Consider the following 22,000-nt stretch of genomic DNA (forward strand, 5'->3'; position numbering starts at 1 on the left):
CATCCATTTCCTTACACGTTTTTCGAGACAACTATGCTAATCAATAAAATTGCAACCGAACTCGGTGTCAACGCTGAGCAAGTTCAATCTGCGGTAACGCTTTTAGACGGTGGTGCAACCGTGCCATTCATTGCGCGTTATCGGAAGGAAGCCACCAAAGGGCTGGATGATACCCAGTTACGCTTCCTTGAGCAGCGCTTGGGTTATTTACGAGAGTTGGAAGATCGGCGTAGTGTAATTCTGCGTTCAATTGAGGAGCAGGACAAACTATCTCCAGAGTTAAAGCAAAAATTGCTAGGCGCAGAGAGTAAAACTGAGCTGGAAGACCTGTACCTTCCTTTTAAGCCCAAGCGCCGCACTAAAGGCCAAATTGCTATTGAAGCAGGATTACTGCCATTGGCCGAGCGATTGTTGGAAAACTTAGCCCTCGATCCTGTTGTTGAAGCGCAAGCGTTTACAAATGCAGAGGCTGGAGTTGCAGATAGTAAGGCTGCTCTCGATGGAGCAAAGTTTATTTTGATGGAGCGGTTTGCCGAAGATGCAGAGCTACTCGCTAAATTGCGTCAATATTTATACCGAGAGGCGCACATTACAAGTGAAGTCATTAAAGGCAAAGAAAACGATGGGGTTAAGTTTAAGGACTATTTTGCGCATTCAGAAAAAATTGCAAACACCCCATCACACCGTGCTCTGGCAATGTTTCGCGGGCGCAACGAAGGAGTTTTGCAACTTAAATTAAATGCGGATCCCCAACATGAGGAAAGCCGCAATTCGTATTGTGAAGAATTGATTGCCAACCATCTAGGCTTTCAACCACGCGGATTGGCAGCCGATGATTGGATGGCGCAGGTTATTCAATGGACGTGGCGTATTAAACTGCAGCTGCATTTAGAGACGGAATTATTTGCAGCACTGCGTGAGCGGGCAGAAACTGACGCTATTGACGTGTTTGCGAAGAATTTGAAAGACCTATTAATGGCAGCGCCGGCAGGCCAAAAAGTGACAATGGGCTTAGATCCTGGCTTGCGAACAGGAGTAAAATTGGCGATTGTCGATGCCACCGGTAAAGTCGTACATACCACGACCATTTTCCCTCACGCCCCGCAGAATCAATGGGACAAATCAAGTCGCACATTGGAAACCTTATGTAAGCAGTTTAAGGTTGAATTGATCAGTATCGGTAATGGAACGGGCTCGCGTGAGACTGATCAATTAGTTAGCGAAATGCTGAGTAAAGCACAACTGAATGTGCAAAAGATTATGGTAAGTGAGGCGGGAGCATCGGTGTATTCGGCTTCTGCATTAGCCTCGAACGAACTACCAGAACTTGATGTTTCGTTGCGGGGTGCCGTTTCGATTGCGCGTCGTCTGCAGGACCCTCTCGCTGAATTAGTGAAAATAGAACCCAAGGCAATTGGCGTCGGGCAATATCAACATGACGTAAGCCAAAGTCATCTGGCCAAGGCATTGGACAATACCATTGAGGATTGTGTAAATGCAGTAGGGGTAGATTTGAATACGGCTTCACCCGCGTTACTTAGTTATGTGTCTGGATTAAATAAGACGCTTGCGACCAATATTGTGGCGCATCGTGACCAATTGGGTGGCTTTACTGAGCGTGGTCAATTGTTGAATGTTGAACGCTTGGGGCCGAAGGCCTTTGAGCAAGCAGCAGGGTTTCTGCGCATCGTCAATGGGAGTAACCCGCTCGATGCATCTGCTGTCCATCCGGAATCTTATCCCGTGGTCGATAAAATTATCGACATGACACGCCGCGCGGTTAATGAGGTCATTGCAAACGATGATATTCTGCGCCAGATAGATATCAACTCACTGGTTGATGAGCGTTTTGGCTTGCCTACGGTAAAAGACATTATCGCCGAATTGAAGAAGCCCGGTCGTGATCCGCGTCCAGAATTTAAAACGGCGCGTTTCAAAGCTGGGATTAATACCATCAATGATTTAGCCGAAGGCATGATCTTAGAAGGGGTGGTTACTAATGTTGCCAATTTTGGCGCCTTTGTAGACGTGGGGGTGCATCAAGATGGCCTCGTGCATATATCTGCTCTAACGAACAAATTTATCAAAGATCCACGAGAAGTTGTTAAAGCGGGGGATATCGTTAAAGTCAAAGTTTTAGAGGTTGATGTGCAGCGTAAACGGATCGCTTTTACTATGCGTTTAGATGACCAACCGGCAGCGAGAGAGCAGGCTAATAAGCGGGACAAAAGCAGCCGCGAACAGCGCTCAAAGCCAGCACCGAAAACGACTAACGCGGCGATGGGGAATGCTTTTGCAGATGCGTTCGCTAAAGCTAAGAAAGGGTAGTCTTTAGACTTTGCTTGTGTTGGTACATATTGAGATCAGCACTTTGCAGCATAGTGGCTAAACTAGCGCGCTCAACCTCGGCAATATGATATCCCACGGCCGCCGATAACGCTAAGGCCTGGCCATCAATCCAGACATCACGTTGATGTAATTTTTGCGCGTAGCGGTGTTGGATACGTCGTGCTTGTGCAGGGTTGATGGCGTGGGCAAAGACGACAAATTCATCACCGCCAAAGCGACCTACGATATCGCCTTCGCGGGTTTGGTGACGTAAAATTTTAGCAAACGTTTGCAGCACTTTGTCACCAAACGTGTGGCCTCGATCGTCATTGATCGATTTAAACTCGTTGAGGTCTATGAATAGCAATAAAAACACCCCATCGCGATCGCGAAACCGATCTATCTTACGTTGCACTGCCATTTCCCAACCGCGCCGATTGAGTAACCGACAAAGAGGATCTTCCGATGCTGTAAGGAATGCATGGGCTTTTTCCACTTCAAGGTGCTTCACTTTTTCACTGGCGGCATAAGCGAATAAGAATGACTCAATTGCGGTTGAAACGATGAGTCCATAGCGAGTTAAGAAAACACTCAAATCGTTAAGCCAAACACGAAATAGCATAGCGACAAAAACAATACCCAGCGCAAAAAAGACAATACTAGCGGTATGGATACGCTGGACAGCAGCGTAACCGGCAATTATGAACAGACTAAAAATTACCGCTAGTGTCGTCCACGCCATAACGACTCCCAATCCTATCGTACCCAGTGAAGGGAAAAGGAAAATGAGTATACCGATACACAAAACGGCTGCAGCAGAACCGATAATGGCGTGGTAAAAGTGTCGATTAATAAGGAGTTTTAAATCTAATAACCGAGCTAAAAACAAGGTGGCAAAGAAAACCACGCAACCCGCTAGTAGCGACTGGTTTGCGACATTGTTTTGCCAGCTGCTAAGGGGAGCGAAGTAATTAAATAACCCTTCTTGCAAGCTGAAAAAGGCGGCGACAAAAAATAAATAGGCACTGTATGCGTAAAATCCTGACTGCTTGATACCACGACCTAACAGACCAACATACATAGCAAGACCAACAGCGAAACCAATGAATAGAAATAGAGTAATGGTGTGAGTGGTGATCCGTTGATTAAACTCGCTGATCGATTCCAAATAAAGAATGTACGCGCGATTGCGTTGGCTATTGATATTTATGGTGAGCCGTAAATCATCGCCGGCGGGCAGTAAAACACTATAAAAATGGCTACTCTGGCGTTCCAATGAGACTTGTGAGGGACCCTGAATGATAACCGAACTCAAGCCGACTAACGGCAAACTAATTATACTGGGTTGAGTTAATCGGCACTGCAGTTGTAAGACATTGCTGCCTTCAATCAATTTTACTGTATCGGTTTGTACATTAGAGACAATACTGCCGGTTTGGCTACGACAAAAGCCAACGTCTGCTTGCGACCATGCAAGGCCCGAGTACAAAGAGCAAACTAAAACGACTACACAAACCAGGGGCCGTAGCATGCTTGCACCTTAATCGCCACCAAGGATTTGTACCTGAGCAATGTCGGTGTCTCCTTTAAGCACTTTATATATCGCGTCTTGGACAAGTGTGCGCATACCGTCAGCCATGGCTTGTTTCTTCATTTCTGAAACCGAAGCTTCTTTGTAGACTAATGACCGTAGTTCAGGCGTCATACCCAATAACTCATGCACCCCTGTGCGCCCTTTGTAACCAGTGTCACCACAGGCTTCACACCCTGTAGAGCGGTATAACGTGGGTGGGCCGTCTAATTCAAGTTCGTCAAAATAGGCTTCGCCATATTGACGTTTAATAAAGTTAAATTCTTCTTCATCGGCGGTGTAAGACTCCTTACATTCACCACACAGCGTTCTGATCAAACGCTGAGCTAAGATCCCAACACAGGCATCTGAGAAGTTGACTGGGTCCAAGCCTAAATCGAGTAAACGCGTTATCGTTTCTGGCGCAGAGTTCGTGTGCAGCGTAGACAGTACTAAGTGACCGGTTAGCGAGGCTTCAATACCGGCATGTGCGGTTTCTTTGTCACGCATTTCACCAATCAGAATAATGTCTGGGTCGGCCCGCAGAAACGCGCGTAGCGCATTCGCAAAGGTGAAGCCTATTTTAGGGCTAACTTGTACTTGTTGTAATCCAGCTTGCGTGATTTCCACAGGATCTTCCGCTGTCCAGATTTTCTTTTCTGGGGTATTGAGGTAGCCCAAAATTGCATGCAAGGTGGTGGTTTTACCTGAGCCCGTTGGCCCTACAACAAGAATGATGCCATGCGGCTTCTTAATCATCTCTTCTAAGCGAGCCCGATTACTGGGGGCAACATTCATTTTATCTATCGGCATGGCGCCACCCGAGGCCAAGATCCGCATAACCACACCTTCACCTGCTACGGTAGGGATAGTCGCTACCCGCACCTCCACAAGTTGTCCGCTCATACGAAATGCAAGTTTACCGTCTTGTGGTACGCGCTTTTCGGCGATGTTAAGGTTCGACATGATCTTTATCCGCGCAATCACAGCACTGTGATGCGAGGCTGGTACTTGGTTGATATCTCGACAAACACCATCGACCCGCATCCGCACACGCGTCGGACCATTCTTTTCTGGATCAATATGAATATCAGAGGCGTTCAAGCGCTTCGCATCATGCAAAATTCGACTAACTAAACGTACGACTGCAGGGGCGTCATCAGTTAATTCATCCGAGTGATCTTCGCTGTCTTCTTGATTGGTGCCTATTTCGTCCAGGATTTCATTCATTTCACCCGGTGCGCCGCCACCACCGCTGTCACCAAGATACTGCAAAATCTGATTAGGTAGACCAACGGCAATTTCGTAGCTATCTATGCCTAATGCACGCTCTATTTCCATCAACAATGCGGCGTTATTGGGTTCTGCCATCAACACGATTATGTTGTCGTTAACGTCAGCGATAACCGCGACACAATTGCGTTTTAGGTAACTTTTGTTGAGTTTGCTGTCGCTTTGAAATAGATGGTATTTATCGGGTAAAAAACCAATAAATGGCACTTGATAGTGCACCGATAGCGCCGTGCCAATATGCGTATCAGCCACTCGTAATTCACTTTGTAAGCGTTGAATTAACTGGCGATGGTCGTTACTGGTTTCAGTGACTTCCTTAAGCGCTTTTTCATTGACTAAGTCGGAATGTACCAAGTAATCAAATGGTGCCTTGGTGCCGCCGAGTTCATAGCGGAATTTAGCGCCAATTTTGTCAGCTAACTGTTGTGCGATCTTCAGATCAGCATCGTCAAAGGAACCCGACTTTTTGTTGATAATCTGCAATACGCCCATCATGACACCGGCGTTTAAGATCGGTACGCACAAAATATTTTGCGTTTTAAAGGTACTGTTTTTATCGAATTTATCGGCAAACCGCAGACGCGGGTGGATCTGGCTTAATTCAAAACTGTCATACGGATCGTTTATGATCAGTGGTAATTGCGAGAGCGCAACATAGCCGGCAATCGATAAAGGGCTGATTGGTACCTGAATTTGTTTGGTTTCTTTACCCGTTTTGAACCTGGCGACCAAATCCTGGTGCTGTAAGCGACGCTGGAAAATACTCATGCGCTCAGCACCTAGCAAAGACAATACTTGAGTCTCAAGCTCCTGATAAGCATCCATTAGCGGCGCTTGGCGCGCTAAAAGTTCATCAATTGCTGAAAAATCGGTTTCGGTACTGTCGCTTGTTAACATAGTAAAGCCATGACTACTCTATTGAGCGATACATTATAAAGTTTTTGCTGAATTGTCACTGTACAGAGCCGTTTTTATTCATTGATTTACCCTTTTCTTGCAAATCTACATACGCAATTCAGTAAACAAGTGGCTTGTTGCGCACCATTTGCCAGAGTGCAACCACTCATTGGCAAACCCTTCTGCATTCCGGGATGGACTAATTGGGGTAATTCAAACCCTTTGGGTTAATTACTGCTTCGCTTGCTTTGAGGGATTGACGCAGCAACTTCATTAACTGCTTAACTCTGGGGAGACTAATGCGTGTTTGGTGGGCAAGTACCCAGAGGTCAGCAAAGCCAAAAGACTGTGCGCCGAAGCGTTTTAAGCCATCGAAGTGACATGCGATATAGGGGGCGCCAATGATCATTCCGTGCCCTCGGGCCGCTAGCCTATGCCGACTCACCAAGTCATCGATAGTAAAAAGAATCGCTGCATCGGGGAAGTCCGACTGGCGAATATAATGATTGGCCGCGTTCATGTCAGTACTGGCTATCCAGCCAATTTGATTATGGGGTGTTTGTTTGAAGTATTCGGCATGCGCATAAAAGCCGAGTTCAATGGGGCATATACGGTGGCCCACATAATCATCCCCTGGCGAATTAGCGCCTCGGACAACAATGTCAGCCTCGTTTTCATTAAGATTCGCGAATTGGTAACCGGTATTAATCTCAAGTTTAACCAGGGGGTTTTGAGCGCAGTATTCAAGCAACGGTTGCATCAACAAGAATTCATAAATCGGTGGTGGCAGCGATAGCACTATACGTTCGTATTGCGGACCGATGGCACTGACAGCGCGTTCACCATTGAGGATAGTTGCCTCGATACTAAGTGCCGTTTCCAGCATAGTTTGGCCAAGCGGGGTTAAAACTAACCCCTTGGCATCACGCTCAATCAGAGCTGAAGCGTATTGATTGTTAACACGATTGATATGGCGCAGTGTGGTCACATGGTTTTGTGACAATTGCATTGCAGCACCACGGACCGAGCGTCCGCGCTGAACCGCAATTAAAAGGCGGTAATCATCCCATTTTTGCATTAATGCTCGCCATGGTTATTCCACCTCAGGATACGTCGCTGGGTGTACCGAAAATGCCGCGATCCGCCAACCTTGTTCGCTTTGTTGGATCATGTAAGTAGCGCCAACACGGTTAAAAACACTGCCGTCAGGTTTAAAGCGAACGGCCACATTGCGCACCAACGCAAGATTTTCTGCCAGTGGATGAATTTTAACTGAGTCCCAGGCGACTCGTGCCACGCCCTCTTTTTTAAGGTTTAACAGAAAGCGCTCTACACGCTCATCCATCGTCGCCGCTGACACTGTAGATGGCGCAGTATTCGTAGCAACAAAGGTGACATTCTCGTGGTACAAGGGTAAGTCTTCACGCAAGGTACCCGTAGTAATAAAGTCGTTGTACTTGAGCATGTAGTTGGCAAAAAGCGCATCAATATCTTGGTGATATTGATTATCTGTAGCGCTCGCATGCCCCATAATTACTGTGCACAAAAAGATAAACGATAGAATAAGTTTCATAGCAAAGATGACCTTTCTGAGTTAAAGAAGCCACAGCGTAATGTGCAACTCAAGCGATGTCGTGGTACATTTTTACTTAACGATGGTACAAAAGTATACATCACTTAAGAGAATAATCTTCTGTCAAACCGCCGGCTGCTCTAATTGGATCTTACCGTCTATATGTACATCCCGCTGAGGAAAGGCGATGACGATGTCATTCGCGCGAAAGATATCATCAATGGCGTGACGTATGTTGCTGCGAATGATCCGTATATCACGCTCCGCAGAAGCACTCACCCAGAAATACACTTCAAACACTAGGGCGCTATCACCAAAGTCGTCGAAAATAACTGAAGGTTCAGGCGTGTGCAGGGCATCAGTATTTTCTTGCATTACCTGGCTGATGAGTTCGGACACTTTGCGCGTCGGTGAGCCGTACGCCACCCCGACCTTCACAGAAGTTCTGACATTGCGATCGATTAATGTCCAATTGATTACGGTATTCTCTAGTAGTTTACTGTTTGGGATCAGCATATGCACTCCATCGACCCGGCGAATACGCGTAGAGCGCGTGTTAATGGATTCAACGGTACCGCGAGAGGTGTTTTCGATTTCTAAAAAGTCGCCAATCCGAATTGGACGCTCCCACATTAAAATCCAGCCGCTAATAAAATTATTAATAATGTTTTGCGCGCCAAAGCCAACGCCGATAGCGACTGCGCCAGAAACAAAGGCAAATGCTGTGATGGGCACATTAAAAAAATCAAGCGTAGTAATGACTAGAATAATCAGCGTGATAACGAAAAAGAGGCGCATGGCCAAGTGAGCAACATCTGGGCGAACATGGTTAGCCAAAAGTCGCTTTTTGAGAAACTTAGAGGACCAACTGAGAACATAAAGCCCCCCAATGACTAAAAGGGGAACAAGCAGGACCTGGCCCAAAGTAAAGGTTTGTTCATTTGCGGTGAACAGTTGCTTATCGAGTAACTCACGTATCTGATCGAGCATAGTAATCCGTTGTGCTGAGGCTGCTGATTGAAAGCTTAACTTAATATTTAGCGAAAAGGGAACGTGACTCTGGTGTGTTAATTCGCACTGTAGGTTTCAGCCTACTCTGCAGGGCAAGATTCAATGCCCTCCCCGCTGCTTACGTCGGATGATTTAAGGCTTCAAACATTTGTTCTCAAACCTATATGGCTATGCGGCTAGACAGTCTATAGGTCAAATGGTCGATGGCAAAACTCTCCGCTGGGCCTAAGGTAACTAGCATAGGTTCTATTTGAGATAACACTCATGCAAAAAGTACGCATTTACGATTTACCCACCCGGTTGTTTCACGGATTATTTGCTTTCACATTCGTCATCGCTTTTAGCATAGGCAACTTGATTGATGACGAATCCACGCTGTTTTCATTCCACATGCTGGCGGGGCTTGTCATGGCCTTTTGTATCTTCTGGCGATTGATTTGGGGCTTGCTAGGCTCACGGCATGCCCGTTGGAGTGACTTTACCCTCGCTCCCGCTAAATTGAAGCACTATTTAGCGGAGGTTTACACTGGGCGGAAGCAGACGGTTGCAGGGCATAATCCCGCGTCCAGTTGGGCTGCAGTGCTGATGATTGCGCTGGGGGCGCTTATGGTAACCACCGGACTGCTGATGGTGTATGGTGTGGGTGGTGTAATCGTTGAAGAAGTGCATGAACTGATGGCCAATACTTTTCTATTGGTTATTGTTGTACATATTGCCGGGGTTGTGATCCATCAACTGCAGTATAAGGACAATATGCATCACAGTATGCTGCATGGCTTTAAGCACATTGACGCGCCGGAGGTGTCGAATGTTTCCTCACATAAGCTGACGGCAAGTTTGTTATTGACTATTACAGTAGTTTTTGCGGCATACTTGATTGCAAACTTCTCTGTGGAAACTCGCACATTGACGGTTTTGGGTCAGTCAGTTGTGCTGGCTGAACCAGAGCATGAAGGGTATGAGTATGATAACGATGACGAAGACTGACTATGACTAACGGACCAGAACGGCGTATTTTGCTCGCAACCCTTACGATTATCGCCGTTATTATTGGCTTTGACCTCTACACTGATGCGAGTGAGGGGGTCGTATGGTGGCACTTAGCGATGGAGGGCTTGGCTGGGCTATTGGCGTTGCTTGGCGTATTTTACCTGTTACGCCAAAGCTTTGGATTGCGCCGCGACTTAACCCGAGCGCATGCCAACGCGACGGCGTCGGCTGCGCAAGCGGAGGAATGGCGGGCGCGTTCAAAAGCTTATATTGATGGGCTGGCGGCGATGATCAATCAACAGCTACAGCAGTGGCAGCTCACACCAGCTGAGCAAGAAGTGGCTTTTTTACTGTTAAAGGGATTGAGCCTGAAAGAGGTTGCTAGCGTGCGCGGTACCTCAGAGAAAACGGCGCGTGCGCAATCCTTGGCTATTTATAGTAAGGCAGGCGTCACTGGCCGTTCTGAACTTTCGGCGTTCTTCTTAGAAGACTTATTACCCCAACAAGCAATAGATGATTAATTAATCGTCAAATAGACTTGCAATCTCATACAACCTCTATATAATTCGCGCCCACTTGTCCTTATGGGCATAGACGATTATCCGCTGCAACACTGCTTTTAGGGTTGTAGCCGAAACCTTAAAAGAACTGATTAAGGCGGGCGTGGTAAGAGTTGAAACAGGGTTCCGATTGGGAACTATCGGTTTACGCACATCTTTTTTGCAGGAATAAAGCTGCAAGGGAGGTGAATTTTTTTGTTCTTTCGATTGGAGCTTAATCGATGCCAAATCAAAGAATTCGTATTCGTTTAAAAGCGTTTGATCACAAGTTGATCGATCAGTCTACGGCTGAAATCGTAGAAACAGCGAAACGTACTGGTGCTCAGGTAAGCGGTCCTATTCCTTTACCTACTCGCAAAGAACGCTACACAGTATTGATTTCTCCGCACGTGAATAAAGATGCACGTGACCAGTATGAAATCCGTACTCATAAGCGTTTGGTAGATATCATTGAGCCAACAGATAAGACTGTTGACGCTCTAATGAGATTGGACTTAGCAGCCGGCGTTGATGTTCAAATCAGCCTGGGCTAATAGAAGAGGGTTATAACAATGGCGATTGGTCTTATCGGTCGTAAAGTGGGTATGACGCGCATCTTCACTGAAGATGGTGTATCTATCCCTGTGACTGTTATTGAAGCAACCCCTAACCGTGTTACTCAACTTCGTACTGAAGAAACTGACGGCTACCGTGCATTGCAAGTAACCGCAGGTGAGAAGAAAGCAAATCGCGTTAACAAAGCGGCCGCTGGTCACTTTGCTAAAGCTGGCGTTGAAGCTGGTCGTGGTTTGTGGGAATTCCGTCTAGACGCGAATGAAGGCACAGACATTGAAGTTGGCAGTGAGATTACTGTTGAGCTATTCAACGAAACTAAAAAGGTTGACGTTGTAGGTACTTCAAAAGGTAAAGGGTTTGCGGGTGCAATTAAGCGTTGGAACTTCAGACACCAACGTAATACACACGGTAACTCATTGTCACATCGTGCTCCTGGTTCAATTGGTCAAAACCAATCTCCAGGTAAAGTTTTCAAAGGCAAGAAAATGGCTGGTCAGCTTGGTAACGAGCGTGTGACTATGCAGTCTTTGGAAGTTGTACGCGTAGACGCAGAAAACAACCTATTGTTGGTTAAAGGCACAGTACCTGGCGCGACTGGCGGTGACGTCATCGTTAAGCCTGCGGTCAAAGCCTAACGTCTGGGGAGTTAAGTGATGGAATTAGCATTGAAAGACGCCAAAGGCGCTCTTGAAGTATCCGAAGCGACCTTTGGACGTGAATTCAACGAAGCCCTGGTTCACCAGGTAGTCGTTGCTTACGGCGCTGGCGCTCGTCAGGGTACTAAAGCTCAAAAGACACGTTCAGAAGTACGTGGTGGTGGTAAGAAGCCATGGCGTCAAAAAGGCACTGGTCGTGCACGTGCTGGTACAATCCGCAGCCCAATTTGGGTTGGTGGTGGCCGCGCATTTGCTGCCAAGCCGCGTGATCACGAGCAAAAGGTCAACAAAAAGATGTACCGTGGTGCGATCAAAAGCATCCTATCTGAATTGGTACGTCAAGACCGTTTAGTAGTGGTTGAAAGCTTTGGTGTAGATTCACCAAAAACAAAAGCACTATTAACTAAATTAAACGCGCTTGAATTGAAAGACGTGTTAATCGTGACACCTGAAGTTGATGAGAACTTGTTCTTGTCTGCACGCAACCTCTACAAAGTAGACGTGCGTGACGTTGCAGGTATCGACCCGGTCAGCTTAATTGCGTTTGAAAAAGTGCTAATGACTGCTGACGCAGTTAAGCAACTTGAGGAGGCGTTAGCATGAACCAGGAACGTCTATTAAAAGTTTTGGTTGCGCCGCACGTGTCTGAGAAATCAACACTGGCTGCTGAAGCAAACAATACTGTTGTATTTAAAGTTGTTAAAGACGCCAACAAAGCTGAAATCAAAGCTGCTGTTGAGTCATTGTTCGACGTAGAAGTGAATTCTGTACGCACGGTTAACGTAAAAGGTAAAACCAAGCGTCACGGCATGCATTTTGGCAAGCGTAGCGATTGGAAAAAAGCTTACGTTGTGTTGAAAGAAGGCCAGGATATCGACTTCGTCGGTGGCGCTGAGTAAGAAGGGGATTAGACATGCCATTATTGAAAGCTAAGCCAACTTCTGCCGGACGTCGTCATGTTGTTCAGGTAGTCAATCCTGATCTCCATAAAGGTGCTCCTTATGCTCCTCTATTAGAGAAAAACAGCAAATCTGGTGGTCGTAACAACAATGGTCGCATTACGGTGCGCCATATCGGTGGTGGTCACAAGCAACACTACCGTGTAATCGATTTTAAACGTAATAAAGACGGTATCCCTGCGAAGATTGAACGTTTGGAATATGATCCAAACCGTTCAGCTAACATCGCATTGGTATTGTACGCAGACGGTGAGCGTCGTTACATCCTTGCGCCTAAAGGTGCAAAAGCTGGTGATGCAGTGCAGTCAGGTTCTGACGCACCAATCAAAGCGGGTAACGCGATGCCAATGCGCAACATGCCAGTGGGTACAACCGTTCACGCCATTGAAATGAAGCCTGGTAAAGGCGCTCAAATCGCACGTTCAGCTGGAGCTTATGCCCAGATCCTAGCGCGTGATGGAGCCTACGTTACCTTGCGTCTACGCTCTGGCGAAATGCGTAAAGTATTAGCGGATTGTCGCGCCACTATTGGTGAAGTCGGCAACGCTGAACACATGCTGCGTTCACTTGGTAAAGCCGGTGCTAATCGCTGGCGTGGTGTCCGTCCGACCGTTCGTGGTGTTGCCATGAACCCGGTAGATCACCCGCACGGTGGTGGTGAAGGTCGTACTTCTGGGGGCCGTCATCCGGTTACTCCATGGGGTGTGCCTACCAAGGGTAAGAAAACCCGCAGCAACAAGCGTACAGATAAGCTTATCGTACGTCGTCGTAACAAGTAATAGCGAGGATTCACCATGCCACGTTCTCTCAAGAAAGGTCCTTTTATTGACCTTCACTTGCTGAAGAAGGTAGAGGCTGCAGTGGAAAAGAACGAGCGTCGTCCAATTAAAACTTGGTCACGCCGTTCCATGATTATTCCAGATATGATTGGTTTAACCATTGCAGTCCATAACGGTCGCCAGCACGTTCCTGTATTAATCAGTGACGAAATGGTCGGCCATAAGTTGGGCGAATTTGCGCCAACGCGCACTTACCGCGGCCATGTCGCGGATAAGAAAGCGAAACGTTAAGGGGAAAGAGATGGAAGCATTAGCTAAACACCGTTTTGCCCGTACGTCAGCTCAAAAAGCACGTTTGGTAGCAGATCAGATTCGCGGTATGCACGTTGAAAAGGCACTTGAGTTATTAACTTACAGTCCTAAGAAAAGTGCAGCATTGGTCAAGAAAGTACTTGAGTCTGCGATTGCAAATGCAGAGCACAACGAAGGTGCTGATATTGACGAATTGACCGTTGCCAAAATCTTTGTTGACGAAGGCCCAACGATGAAGCGGATCAAGACACGTGCGAAAGGCCGTGCTGATCGTATTTTTAAGCGTAGCAGTCACATTACTGTGGTTGTAGCGGATAACTAGGAGTAGAGAATGGGACAGAAGGTACATCCTACGGGTATACGCCTGGGTATCAGCAAGCCATGGACATCTACCTGGTACGCAAATACTGCAGAATATGCGGATAACCTGTTTAATGATCATCAGGTACGTCAGTATCTGACTAAGCAGTTGAAAAACGCTTCGCTTTCTAAAATCGTAATCGAGCGCCCTGCTAAGAGCATCCGTGTGACAATTCACACTGCTCGTCCAGGCGTTGTTATCGGTAAGAAAGGTGAAGATGTCGAGAAGCTTCGCAATCACGTATCTAAGCTAGCCGGTGTGCCAGCTCAGATCAACATTGCTGAAGTTCGTAAGCCAGAGCTTGATGCACAGCTAGTCGCTGACAGCATTTCAAGCCAGCTTGAACGCCGTGTTATGTTCCGTCGCGCCATGAAGCGTGCCGTGCAAAATGCTATGCGTTTAGGTGCTAAAGGTATCAAAGTTGAAGTTAGCGGTCGTCTAGGCGGCGCTGAAATCGCACGTAGCGAATGGTATCGTGAAGGTCGTGTACCTTTGCACACATTCCGTGCTGATATCGACTATGCAACCTCAGAAGCGTCGACAACTTACGGTATCATTGGCGTTAAAGTGTGGATCTTCAAAGGTGAAGTTTTGGGTGGTTTACCTGCAGCGAATGCAGTTGAGCAAGCTCCAGCAGCACCTAAGAAGAAAGGCCGTAGCGCTAAGCGAGAGGGCTAATCATGTTACAACCAAAGCGTACGAAATTTCGTAAACAGCATAAAGGGCGTAACCGTGGTCTAGCGATTGCCGGCGGTAAAGTAAGCTTCGGTACATACGGTCTTAAAGCCGTTGCGCGTGGTCGTATGACTGCACGTCAAATCGAAGCCGCTCGTCGAGCAATGACGCGTCACGTTAAGCGTCAAGGTAAAATCTGGATCCGCGTTTTTCCTGATAAGCCAATTACTGAGAAGCCTCTAGAGGTTCGTCAAGGTAAAGGTAAAGGTAACGTTGAGTACTGGGTATGCCAAATTCAACCGGGTCGTGTGTTATATGAAATGGAAGGTGTTCCAGAAGAACTAGCACGTGAAGCGTTTGCATTGGCTGCGGCAAAACTGCCATTCAAAACAACCTTTGTAACTCGGACGGTGATGTAATGAATGCGACTGAACTCAAAGCGAAAAGCGTAGAAGAATTGAATGAAGAGCTACTAAGCCTTCTTAAAGAGCAATTCAATCTGCGCATGCAGTATTCAACCGGGCAGCTTGAAAAAACTGACCAGTTGAAAAAAGTGCGTCGTAACATCGCGCGTGTAAAAACCATTCTGACTGAAAAGGCTAAAAGCTAATGACTGAACAAAAAATTCGTACAGTACAAGGTCGTGTGGTCAGTAACAAAATGGATAAAACCATCACTGTTATGGTTGAGCGTTTCGTTAAGCACCCAATCTACGGGAAGTTTATCAAGCGTTCTACTAAGCTACACGCTCACGATGAGTCAAACCAATGTAATGAAGGTGACGTAGTGACTATCACTGAATGTCGCCCTATCTCTAAGTCTAAGACTTGGAAGTTGGTTGACGTTGTCACTAAAGCTGCAGAATAAGTAATTATTCAAACAGTTTAAAAAAGGCCGCTTACGCGGCCTTTTTTGTTTTCCATTAGTACACTTATCTGACCGGTAGCGACGTTAAGAATGACAAGCGTCACAGTGAGCCGGCTATTCTGACGGATGTTTGGTGTATCATAAATCCTGTGCCAGCCGATTGATTGCTTGGCAGCCGGGCAATACAAAAGCGTTTGCAGTTTCATCGGTATTCAGCACAACCTGCACATTCCCCATGCGCGCAAGTCGGGTAATTAGCGCTTTGTCATTGGGGACATGGTAGATAAACATCGGTACATCACGCAGCACGTCTTCACTGACAGAGTTATAAACCGGATCGTCTAGCTTGCCGTAGTTAGTGCCCATTACGGTAAAATCGAAGAAGTAATACACTAATTTATAGAAGTTGTGCACAAACGCGGTGCCGATATACGACTCCGGTAGCGGTTGTGTATCGAGCATGGTCATAAAACCTGCGTCTCGGAAGGCGGCCAGTTTAATCGGGTGCTCTGTTTCTATCACCACTTTATTTGCCATCGCAGTATTTACCGTAATCGCCGTTAGCCGAGCAACCGCTTGTGCTACTTCTTCTGTGTTTAAGCGTGTGAGTTTCTTAAAGTCTAGCCACACATAAATAGGCTTCTGTAGGTGCGCGAAAAGCTTTTCCAGTGATAACAGCTCACCATTTTTAAGGTTATAGGGCCTATCGTGACTGACAACATACTGCCCCATCTCCACATCAAAATAAACGTCAACTTCAACGCCTCGAGCGCCGTTATTGATAGCCAGATTGATGGCCTCAATCGAATTGGCTTGCTGTAATCGAATATTTGAGTCGGTGACCAAGCCGCGGGTTGACCAAGCCTTGTCACAATAGTCCAGTGAAAGTGCTGATTGTCGCAGCGCTAGTTGGTTATCAACATAGGCCACTGTAATCTGATAGCTAGCAATACATGCGATAAACAAGCCGAGTGCAATATAGCGCTTTTTCATTAATCTAATTTCCGTAACCTATGCTAATCAATACCTAGTGCTAACAATTATCCGGTGGATGATAAAGCTTCTGACGATAAAGATAAGCCGGCAATTGTACATGTGCGAGCGCACGTTTGTGCTCATCCTCTGTGATCCCTTTGTCGGTAAGGCTCAAGGTTTTAGTGCCTTTTTCATAGTGAGCGTGTAAAGGTGTCGAGTCTGGCCGTAAAATCGTGAGCTCTTGTTCTTGCATTAACGCGAAAAGGTTTTCAAATTGCAGCAAAGCGCGACCTGGACTGTGGTTATCGAAAGTGAAGTCTCTTCCATCCATCACGTGACAGGTTGATATACCGGCTAGGCTTAAGAGCGTAGGGGCAAGATCAATTTGGCTTGCAACTGGCTCAATAACTTCAGGCTCAATTAGCCCCCCAATAATCAAACCCGGAATGCGGAATTTTTCTACTGGGATCAAGTTGCTGCCATACACACGATTATCATGATCCGCGACCACTAAAAATATCGTGTTTCGCCAGTATTCACTGGCCTTGGCTTGTTCAAAAAATTGTCCCATTGCCCAATCGGCGTATTTAACCGCATTGCTAGCAGTACCTTTAGGTTGTTCATATAACTCAATTCTGTCATCCGGGAATTCGAACGGTTCGTGGTTACTCGAGGTAAATACCAATGAAAAGAAGGGCTGACCTGCTTGGTTGAGTTCAACAAAGTTGTCGTGCGCAGTGCGGAACAAATCTTCATCGCTGGCTCCCCAACTGCCAACAAAAGCAGGGGATTTAATATCAGCTATGTCGATCACTTGGGCAAACCCGTTTCCAGTAAAGAAGCTTCTCATGCTGTCAAAATGGGCTTCTCCTCCGTAGATAAATTGAGTGTGGTAACCGTGGGGAGCTAATATTGAAGCTAATGTAGAAAAGTCTCGCTGACTGCCTGATAGCTTAACCGTACTTTGCGCAGGCGTAGGCATAAATCCCGCAATGACCGCTTCAATGCCGCGCACCGAACGGGTACCGGTAGCATATAGATTATCAAACCACATGCCTTCTGATTTGAGCTTTTCCAGTTCTGGCGTAACGGGCACCCCACCTATGGACTCAACGAAAGTGGCGCCTAGACTTTCCTGCAAAATGATCACTATGTTGGGCGGCGTTTCTCTCTTAATAGTCGCTGGCTGAAAATGCAACGTGGGCTGTTCGCTGACGTATTGGTAGTGCTGTAGCCACGGCCAGTCGCGCGTTAGTTGTGTCATTTCATCAATAGGGAGTTCGCCATAAATATCACTGCTTTCGCTCTCATGGCGCAAGTTGTATAACGCATAAATCAATGAATAGCCTGAATTGATGACCAGTGAATTGACCATTGAATCCGCGGTTATAGCAAACAAGGATGGATTTGCTGGCCGGTGTTCAGTTGTAGAGCGAATACCGGCAAATGCTAAGAACACACATAAAGGCCATATTAGTAGGCGCTTTTTTAAGCCCCAGGAATGTTGCGACGATTGCGGGACAGTTAAAATGCGTTTGGCCGCGATAAAGGCAAAAACGCACCCAATGGTGACACCCACAATGGCGCCCTTAAAGCCAACCCATAACATTGAAAATACTTCTTTGGGATATTTGAGATATTCGACAAACAAAAGGTTAGGGCGAATGTCATATTGCTGAATGAACATTGGGGTTGTGAGTTCTAGAAATACCACTACACAGAGTCCAACTAGGGCCCACAGGTAGGTGAATTTGAACCAGATTTTGTGTGTTAGAGGCCCTGCGAATAATAACGATAGCAAAATTGGTATGGCCGCCAGAATAGACATTAAGATAATGTCTGCGCGCACTCCTTGAATAAAGATATTGAATAATTCATCGGTAGCGGCAACACGGTCATAAAAAAAGGCAACTAACCCTAGGCGTGAAATGCTAAGAATGATAAGACCAGTCATGATCATGCGGGCAATATAAATAAACGGGCCAGTGCTGGATAAAAATGGCTGCGTACTACTTATGTTCATTAAGCTTCTTATTATCTTTCTACTACAAGATAAAACAGACCTTACCGCTGCTAGCTTAAACTAGCCTTAAGCAGGCTTAAAGTTGTTCGATTACCTCAATACCAAGCTTGAGATTTTCCGACCTAGCTTAGACGTGATATTTATAATCATCGAAGCACCAAAATGCGGTTATGCTAATGATGGAACACTCATTTTCAGTCTTCGATTAGGCTTTGGGTGATGGCTGCATTGTCCAACACAATGGGTGAAGAGTGGCTCTGTAAATTAGGTTGTACGTCCGCACCATAATCGAACACCACTGCAAGCACCAACACCAAAGATGCGGCTAGCATTAGTTTCATCAGTAATGGGAAGCAGAATTTAAACCAAAGGTGATAGGGCACTCCTGCCATTCCGATAATTCCCATTAACACGGCATTAGTCGGAATGATCATGTTAGAGAAGCCATCACCAAACTGATAGGCAAGCACCGCTATTTGCCGGTTAACTCCAATCAGATCACCCACGGGAGCCATGAGTGGCATAGTGACATACGCTTGTCCGCTGCCTGAAGGAATAAATAGATTCAACACTGTTTGCATAACGAACATGCCTACTGCTGCGATTTCAGCGCCTAAATAAGACAAAGGGTAGGACATCGCATATACCAAACTATGCAAAATCTGTCCATCTTCCATGATCAACGCGATACCCCGTGCAACACCAATAAGGATGGCAGTTGTGGCAAGATCTTGTACGCCCTCAATGAAACGTTTTGCGGCCTCGTCTGCGTGTAAACGCCCGACAATCGCAGTGAATATTCCCCAACAGACGAATAACGCACCCAGTTCATAAAGGTACCAGCCACGCTGGGATATCCCCCATACGGCGACACAAATAGTCAGCACTAATCCTGTGAGGATAAGTTTGTGACCAAGTAGTAGCTTCGGGTAATGACCAGCTTCAGCATCGCCTAATGGGCAACTAAGTCCTTTCGTCAGTGATGTACTGGGATCGGCATGTACGCGCTTGGCGTAACGCCAAACATGGTGAAACCCTATCAAAACGAATGGAATAAATATGGCAAGTCGCAATTCAATGCCCGAGTACAAGGGCACACCAGCGACTTGTTGCGCGATCATTACGGTAAACGGGCTAAATGCAGATACGCCATAGCCAATACCGTAGCCAACCACGACCATTCCGACGGCGGTCATTGCATCGAGTCGCATCGCCTTACAGAGTCCAACCAGAATAAGTACAAAAGGAATATATTCTCCTGCGGTACCAATAGCGCCAGACGCCAGAGCGAAGGTGAATATCACCATGAAAATTAGCCATTGCGGCTTACCTCCAAAACGCTCTAACAGACGTCCAATAAGGGCGTCAATAGTCCCTGTTGCACGAGCGATAGCCAGAACACCACCGACGATGAAGACGAAAAATATGACGTCTTGTGCCGCGGCAAGGGCGCGCGGGATTGCCACAAAAAAGTCAAAGGGTGTTAAGCGCACCTGTTCATCGGTAACGGCGTATGTTCCGGCGATGACGGCTTCACGTCCGTTATCTAGAGTTTGTGTCGCAAAGAAGCCTTGGGGTACCAACCATGTCGCGAGATAGGCCACAAACATCATACAAAGCAATAAAACAAGGGTGTGGGGGACTTTAAAAGTTTCTTTCATGGATCTTGGTTTCCAGATACTCACTTAAGGGGAAGATAAGCTTCCCGATTGGGTTTATTAGGCATATATATTCAAAATGTAATAACCAATAAGTGTTGCTAATTAAAGTGGAGTCTTATTAACGCGCCAGCCTAATTCAGCTCACCTTTATTTGTTCTTCAACTTTTAATACCAAGCTAATGATCTTCCAGCCCGCTTTGGGATGCACCGTTTCCCGCGAAGTGAAAACACCAACTTTGTTGTCATGGATATAAATTAATGGGATGGCGTCATTTTTATATTGATTGCGATATTCTGTGTAATCGAATTCGTCGGTCAACCGAGTGGTTTTTAACACGGCACCGTTCTTCATCGCGCTGGCTAAAAAGGCATAAGTGATCCCGTCATCAAATAAGCACATTTTCTGAGCAAAATTTTCTGACACTTGATGACTTTGGGGTTTATCAGAATCATTGGTACCCAGTCCCAATACCGTCGCATCGCGCCCTAATTCATGCTCAAAGTGCACGGTGACTAACGGATTGAGCTGACGATAAGGCGATAAAATCAGGACGCTGCCAACAAGGGTTAGATCTAAGTAACGTTCTGCATGTTCGCTCATCGGGTTACCGTAATACGTCTTAATGTTTTGCATCCGAGCGAGTCGGATAGCATCCCAGTTAGTATCAGCTACAGTAACGACGATTTCATTTTTAGCCAGCTCAAGGGCCAAATCGCGAGAAAAGTGATTAGCCCCAAATAATAGAAATCCATTTTGCTCAGGGGAACGCAGGCCCAGCCAATTGGCTACGGTTGACGCCGTGAGACTTTGCAGCACCACGGTTGCGATAATCACTAAAAACACCATGGGTACGATTAAACTAGCTTCTGCGTAGCCTGCGGCTTCTAATTTAATACTAAACAACGCTGAGACCGCAGCGGCGACTATCCCGCGTGGCGCAATCCACGCCAGTAATGCTTGCTCTTTGATGGTTAGGCCTGTACCGATCGCAGAAACTGCCACTGAAAGTGGGCGAGCGATGAACATAATGGCTGCAATAACGATGACGGCACCTAAGCCCACGGCCTGAATTGCAGCGAAGTCTATCCGCGTCGCTAATAATATGAACAGCGCCGAAATCAGTAACACACTCAACGTTTCTTTAAATTCAAGAATACTCTCGACATCTACGTTGCGCATGTTGGCCAATATCATGCCCGCAATCGTGACGGTTAATAGTCCTGATTCATGCGCAAACACATTGGAAAATGCGAACGCCGCTAACATTAGTGTGAGTACGGCAGTGTTTTGTAAGTAATAAGGTATCCATTGTTTGCGGATCGCAACGCCCAACAAATAACCACTGGCGCTACCGAGAACACCGCCTACTAGAATTGTGATACCAAAGGCAACTAGCGTATGGGTAAAGGCATCCTGCTGCGCTAAGATAAATTCAAAAACTAAAACTGCAAAAAGAGCACCGATTGGATCGATAACAATGCCTTCCCAGCGCAGGATATTGGAAATTTTAGCGGACGGCCTAACGGTGCGCAGCATTGGAACGATAACGGTTGGACCGGTAACTGTAACTATCGCCCCAAATAGTGCGGCTAATTCCCAACTGAGTCCTAATACGTAATGCGCTGTAGGCGTGGCGACTATCCAAGTGATAAAAACGCCGACACTGCAAAGGTTTCGCACCATGGCGCCATGGCCACTAATATCAGAAAATCTTAACGTTAGCGCACCTTCAAATAGGATTATCGCAACAGAGAGAGAGACAACCGGGAAAAGTAAGTCACCAAACAGCGTATCTGCATTGATCAAATCGGTGCCAGGACCGACAATGATCCCTGCCAGTAACAAAAACAGGATCGCAGGGAGCTTTACTCGGTAAGCGAGGTATTGGCAACCAATTGACAACAAGCCAACGATGACCAGAACGACCGACAAATTATCCAAGCGACTCCCCTTA

General features: G+C 46.5%; 23 protein-coding genes. 14 read left to right on the forward strand and 9 right to left on the reverse strand.

Going from position 1 to position 22,000, the window contains the following annotated elements; all coding sequences use genetic code 11:
* Window positions 1–33 precede the first annotated feature (33 nt).
* Window positions 34–2,328, forward strand: coding sequence for a Tex family protein (locus AC121Z_RS01620; protein WP_498126106.1), 2,295 nt, complete (start codon window positions 34–36; stop codon window positions 2,326–2,328).
* Here AC121Z_RS01620 and AC121Z_RS01625 read toward each other — a convergent pair.
* The 5 genes from AC121Z_RS01625 to AC121Z_RS01645 all read right to left on the reverse strand — a co-directional run bounded on the left by AC121Z_RS01625 (window position 2,315) and on the right by AC121Z_RS01645 (window position 8,651).
* Window positions 2,315–3,859 carry a sensor domain-containing diguanylate cyclase gene (locus AC121Z_RS01625; protein ID WP_498126108.1) on the reverse strand — a complete coding sequence of 515 codons (1,545 nt, stop codon included), beginning with the start codon at window positions 3,857–3,859 and terminating at the stop codon, window positions 2,315–2,317. The two genes, AC121Z_RS01620 and AC121Z_RS01625, sit on opposite strands and share 14 nt — an antisense overlap.
* 9 nt (window positions 3,860–3,868) lie before the next feature.
* Window positions 3,869–6,016, reverse strand: a complete 2,148-nt coding sequence (locus tag AC121Z_RS01630; RefSeq protein ID WP_498128118.1) for a GspE/PulE family protein — start codon at window positions 6,014–6,016, stop codon at window positions 3,869–3,871.
* Between the two features lie 271 nt (window positions 6,017–6,287).
* Window positions 6,288–7,166, reverse strand: coding sequence for a LysR family transcriptional regulator (locus tag AC121Z_RS01635; RefSeq protein WP_498126109.1), 879 nt, complete (start codon window positions 7,164–7,166; stop codon window positions 6,288–6,290).
* A gap of 15 nt (window positions 7,167–7,181) precedes the next feature.
* On the reverse strand, window positions 7,182–7,661 hold the full coding sequence (locus AC121Z_RS01640) for a DUF6841 family protein (RefSeq protein WP_498126111.1): 480 nt from the start codon (window positions 7,659–7,661) through the stop codon (window positions 7,182–7,184).
* A gap of 123 nt (window positions 7,662–7,784) precedes the next feature.
* Window positions 7,785–8,651 (reverse strand): mechanosensitive ion channel family protein, encoded by an 867-nt coding sequence (locus tag AC121Z_RS01645; protein ID WP_498126113.1) that lies wholly within the window; start codon window positions 8,649–8,651, stop codon window positions 7,785–7,787.
* 285 nt (window positions 8,652–8,936) lie between these two features.
* Here AC121Z_RS01645 and AC121Z_RS01650 point away from each other — a divergent pair, with 285 nt between their 5' ends.
* The 13 genes from AC121Z_RS01650 (at window position 8,937) to rpsQ (ending at window position 15,386) form a co-directional block, all read left to right on the forward strand.
* A complete protein-coding gene (locus tag AC121Z_RS01650; RefSeq protein ID WP_498126115.1) occupies window positions 8,937–9,659 on the forward strand; it encodes a cytochrome b/b6 domain-containing protein in 723 nt (240 codons plus the stop codon).
* Between the two features lie 2 nt (window positions 9,660–9,661).
* Window positions 9,662–10,183 carry a helix-turn-helix transcriptional regulator gene (locus AC121Z_RS01655; RefSeq protein ID WP_498126117.1) on the forward strand — a complete coding sequence of 174 codons (522 nt, stop codon included), beginning with the start codon at window positions 9,662–9,664 and terminating at the stop codon, window positions 10,181–10,183.
* Between the two features lie 260 nt (window positions 10,184–10,443).
* Entirely contained in the window at window positions 10,444–10,755 is a 312-nt protein-coding gene (gene rpsJ / locus AC121Z_RS01660) for a 30S ribosomal protein S10 (RefSeq protein ID WP_010179497.1), read from the forward strand.
* An 18-nt stretch (window positions 10,756–10,773) separates the two neighbouring features.
* Window positions 10,774–11,412 carry a 50S ribosomal protein L3 gene (gene rplC, locus AC121Z_RS01665; RefSeq protein WP_100642633.1) on the forward strand — a complete coding sequence of 213 codons (639 nt, stop codon included), beginning with the start codon at window positions 10,774–10,776 and terminating at the stop codon, window positions 11,410–11,412.
* Between the two features lie 18 nt (window positions 11,413–11,430).
* Window positions 11,431–12,036, forward strand: coding sequence for a 50S ribosomal protein L4 (rplD, locus tag AC121Z_RS01670; protein ID WP_100657967.1), 606 nt, complete (start codon window positions 11,431–11,433; stop codon window positions 12,034–12,036).
* Window positions 12,033–12,332 carry a 50S ribosomal protein L23 gene (gene rplW, locus AC121Z_RS01675; RefSeq protein ID WP_100657968.1) on the forward strand — a complete coding sequence of 100 codons (300 nt, stop codon included), beginning with the start codon at window positions 12,033–12,035 and terminating at the stop codon, window positions 12,330–12,332. Before rplD ends, rplW begins: the two co-directional genes overlap by 4 nt.
* Window positions 12,333–12,346: 14 nt before the next feature.
* A complete protein-coding gene (rplB, locus tag AC121Z_RS01680) occupies window positions 12,347–13,171 on the forward strand; it encodes a 50S ribosomal protein L2 (protein ID WP_498126120.1) in 825 nt (274 codons plus the stop codon).
* A 15-nt stretch (window positions 13,172–13,186) separates the two neighbouring features.
* Window positions 13,187–13,462, forward strand: coding sequence for a 30S ribosomal protein S19 (gene rpsS / locus AC121Z_RS01685; protein ID WP_100642637.1), 276 nt, complete (start codon window positions 13,187–13,189; stop codon window positions 13,460–13,462).
* 10 nt (window positions 13,463–13,472) lie between these two features.
* Window positions 13,473–13,805, forward strand: coding sequence for a 50S ribosomal protein L22 (gene rplV, locus AC121Z_RS01690; RefSeq protein WP_498126122.1), 333 nt, complete (start codon window positions 13,473–13,475; stop codon window positions 13,803–13,805).
* 9 nt (window positions 13,806–13,814) lie between these two features.
* Window positions 13,815–14,522 carry a 30S ribosomal protein S3 gene (rpsC, locus tag AC121Z_RS01695; protein WP_498126123.1) on the forward strand — a complete coding sequence of 236 codons (708 nt, stop codon included), beginning with the start codon at window positions 13,815–13,817 and terminating at the stop codon, window positions 14,520–14,522.
* A 2-nt stretch (window positions 14,523–14,524) separates the two neighbouring features.
* A complete protein-coding gene (gene rplP, locus AC121Z_RS01700) occupies window positions 14,525–14,938 on the forward strand; it encodes a 50S ribosomal protein L16 (protein WP_100642640.1) in 414 nt (137 codons plus the stop codon).
* The gene (gene rpmC, locus AC121Z_RS01705) at window positions 14,938–15,129 is read left to right on the forward strand and encodes a 50S ribosomal protein L29 (RefSeq protein ID WP_100657970.1); all 192 of its coding nucleotides are present in this window, start codon (window positions 14,938–14,940) and stop codon (window positions 15,127–15,129) included. The genes rplP and rpmC overlap by 1 nt, the downstream gene beginning before the upstream one ends.
* On the forward strand, window positions 15,129–15,386 hold the full coding sequence (rpsQ, locus tag AC121Z_RS01710) for a 30S ribosomal protein S17 (RefSeq protein WP_100657971.1): 258 nt from the start codon (window positions 15,129–15,131) through the stop codon (window positions 15,384–15,386). The genes rpmC and rpsQ overlap by 1 nt, the downstream gene beginning before the upstream one ends.
* A gap of 138 nt (window positions 15,387–15,524) precedes the next feature.
* Here the strand turns inward: rpsQ and AC121Z_RS01715 are convergent, their stop codons facing one another.
* From AC121Z_RS01715 to AC121Z_RS01730, 4 genes are all read right to left on the reverse strand, one after another.
* Window positions 15,525–16,379, reverse strand: coding sequence for a PI-PLC domain-containing protein (locus AC121Z_RS01715; protein ID WP_498126125.1), 855 nt, complete (start codon window positions 16,377–16,379; stop codon window positions 15,525–15,527).
* A gap of 40 nt (window positions 16,380–16,419) precedes the next feature.
* A complete protein-coding gene (locus tag AC121Z_RS01720) occupies window positions 16,420–18,384 on the reverse strand; it encodes an LTA synthase family protein (protein WP_498126127.1) in 1,965 nt (654 codons plus the stop codon).
* A gap of 194 nt (window positions 18,385–18,578) precedes the next feature.
* Window positions 18,579–20,045 (reverse strand): YfcC family protein, encoded by a 1,467-nt coding sequence (locus AC121Z_RS01725; protein WP_498126129.1) that lies wholly within the window; start codon window positions 20,043–20,045, stop codon window positions 18,579–18,581.
* Window positions 20,046–20,181: 136 nt separating this feature from the next.
* Window positions 20,182–21,987 (reverse strand): cation:proton antiporter, encoded by a 1,806-nt coding sequence (locus tag AC121Z_RS01730; RefSeq protein WP_498126130.1) that lies wholly within the window; start codon window positions 21,985–21,987, stop codon window positions 20,182–20,184.
* Between the last annotated feature and the right edge of the window lie 13 nt (window positions 21,988–22,000).

Source organism: Alteromonas sp. DYW1 (assembly GCF_059752595.1).

Coding starts and splice junctions, on each gene's coding strand:
- AC121Z_RS01620 (WP_498126106.1), top strand. CDS start 34: ATGCTAATCAATAAAATTGCAACCGAACTCGGTGTCAACGCTGAGCAA.
- AC121Z_RS01625 (WP_498126108.1), bottom strand. CDS start 3,859: ATGCTACGGCCCCTGGTTTGTGTAGTCGTTTTAGTTTGCTCTTTGTAC.
- AC121Z_RS01630 (WP_498128118.1), bottom strand. CDS start 6,016: ATGGATGCTTATCAGGAGCTTGAGACTCAAGTATTGTCTTTGCTAGGT.
- AC121Z_RS01635 (WP_498126109.1), bottom strand. CDS start 7,166: ATGCAAAAATGGGATGATTACCGCCTTTTAATTGCGGTTCAGCGCGGA.
- AC121Z_RS01640 (WP_498126111.1), bottom strand. CDS start 7,661: ATGAAACTTATTCTATCGTTTATCTTTTTGTGCACAGTAATTATGGGG.
- AC121Z_RS01645 (WP_498126113.1), bottom strand. CDS start 8,651: ATGCTCGATCAGATACGTGAGTTACTCGATAAGCAACTGTTCACCGCA.
- AC121Z_RS01650 (WP_498126115.1), top strand. CDS start 8,937: ATGCAAAAAGTACGCATTTACGATTTACCCACCCGGTTGTTTCACGGA.
- AC121Z_RS01655 (WP_498126117.1), top strand. CDS start 9,662: ATGACTAACGGACCAGAACGGCGTATTTTGCTCGCAACCCTTACGATT.
- rpsJ (WP_010179497.1), top strand. CDS start 10,444: ATGCCAAATCAAAGAATTCGTATTCGTTTAAAAGCGTTTGATCACAAG.
- rplC (WP_100642633.1), top strand. CDS start 10,774: ATGGCGATTGGTCTTATCGGTCGTAAAGTGGGTATGACGCGCATCTTC.
- rplD (WP_100657967.1), top strand. CDS start 11,431: ATGGAATTAGCATTGAAAGACGCCAAAGGCGCTCTTGAAGTATCCGAA.
- rplW (WP_100657968.1), top strand. CDS start 12,033: ATGAACCAGGAACGTCTATTAAAAGTTTTGGTTGCGCCGCACGTGTCT.
- rplB (WP_498126120.1), top strand. CDS start 12,347: ATGCCATTATTGAAAGCTAAGCCAACTTCTGCCGGACGTCGTCATGTT.
- rpsS (WP_100642637.1), top strand. CDS start 13,187: ATGCCACGTTCTCTCAAGAAAGGTCCTTTTATTGACCTTCACTTGCTG.
- rplV (WP_498126122.1), top strand. CDS start 13,473: ATGGAAGCATTAGCTAAACACCGTTTTGCCCGTACGTCAGCTCAAAAA.
- rpsC (WP_498126123.1), top strand. CDS start 13,815: ATGGGACAGAAGGTACATCCTACGGGTATACGCCTGGGTATCAGCAAG.
- rplP (WP_100642640.1), top strand. CDS start 14,525: ATGTTACAACCAAAGCGTACGAAATTTCGTAAACAGCATAAAGGGCGT.
- rpmC (WP_100657970.1), top strand. CDS start 14,938: ATGAATGCGACTGAACTCAAAGCGAAAAGCGTAGAAGAATTGAATGAA.
- rpsQ (WP_100657971.1), top strand. CDS start 15,129: ATGACTGAACAAAAAATTCGTACAGTACAAGGTCGTGTGGTCAGTAAC.
- AC121Z_RS01715 (WP_498126125.1), bottom strand. CDS start 16,379: ATGAAAAAGCGCTATATTGCACTCGGCTTGTTTATCGCATGTATTGCT.
- AC121Z_RS01720 (WP_498126127.1), bottom strand. CDS start 18,384: ATGAACATAAGTAGTACGCAGCCATTTTTATCCAGCACTGGCCCGTTT.
- AC121Z_RS01725 (WP_498126129.1), bottom strand. CDS start 20,045: ATGAAAGAAACTTTTAAAGTCCCCCACACCCTTGTTTTATTGCTTTGT.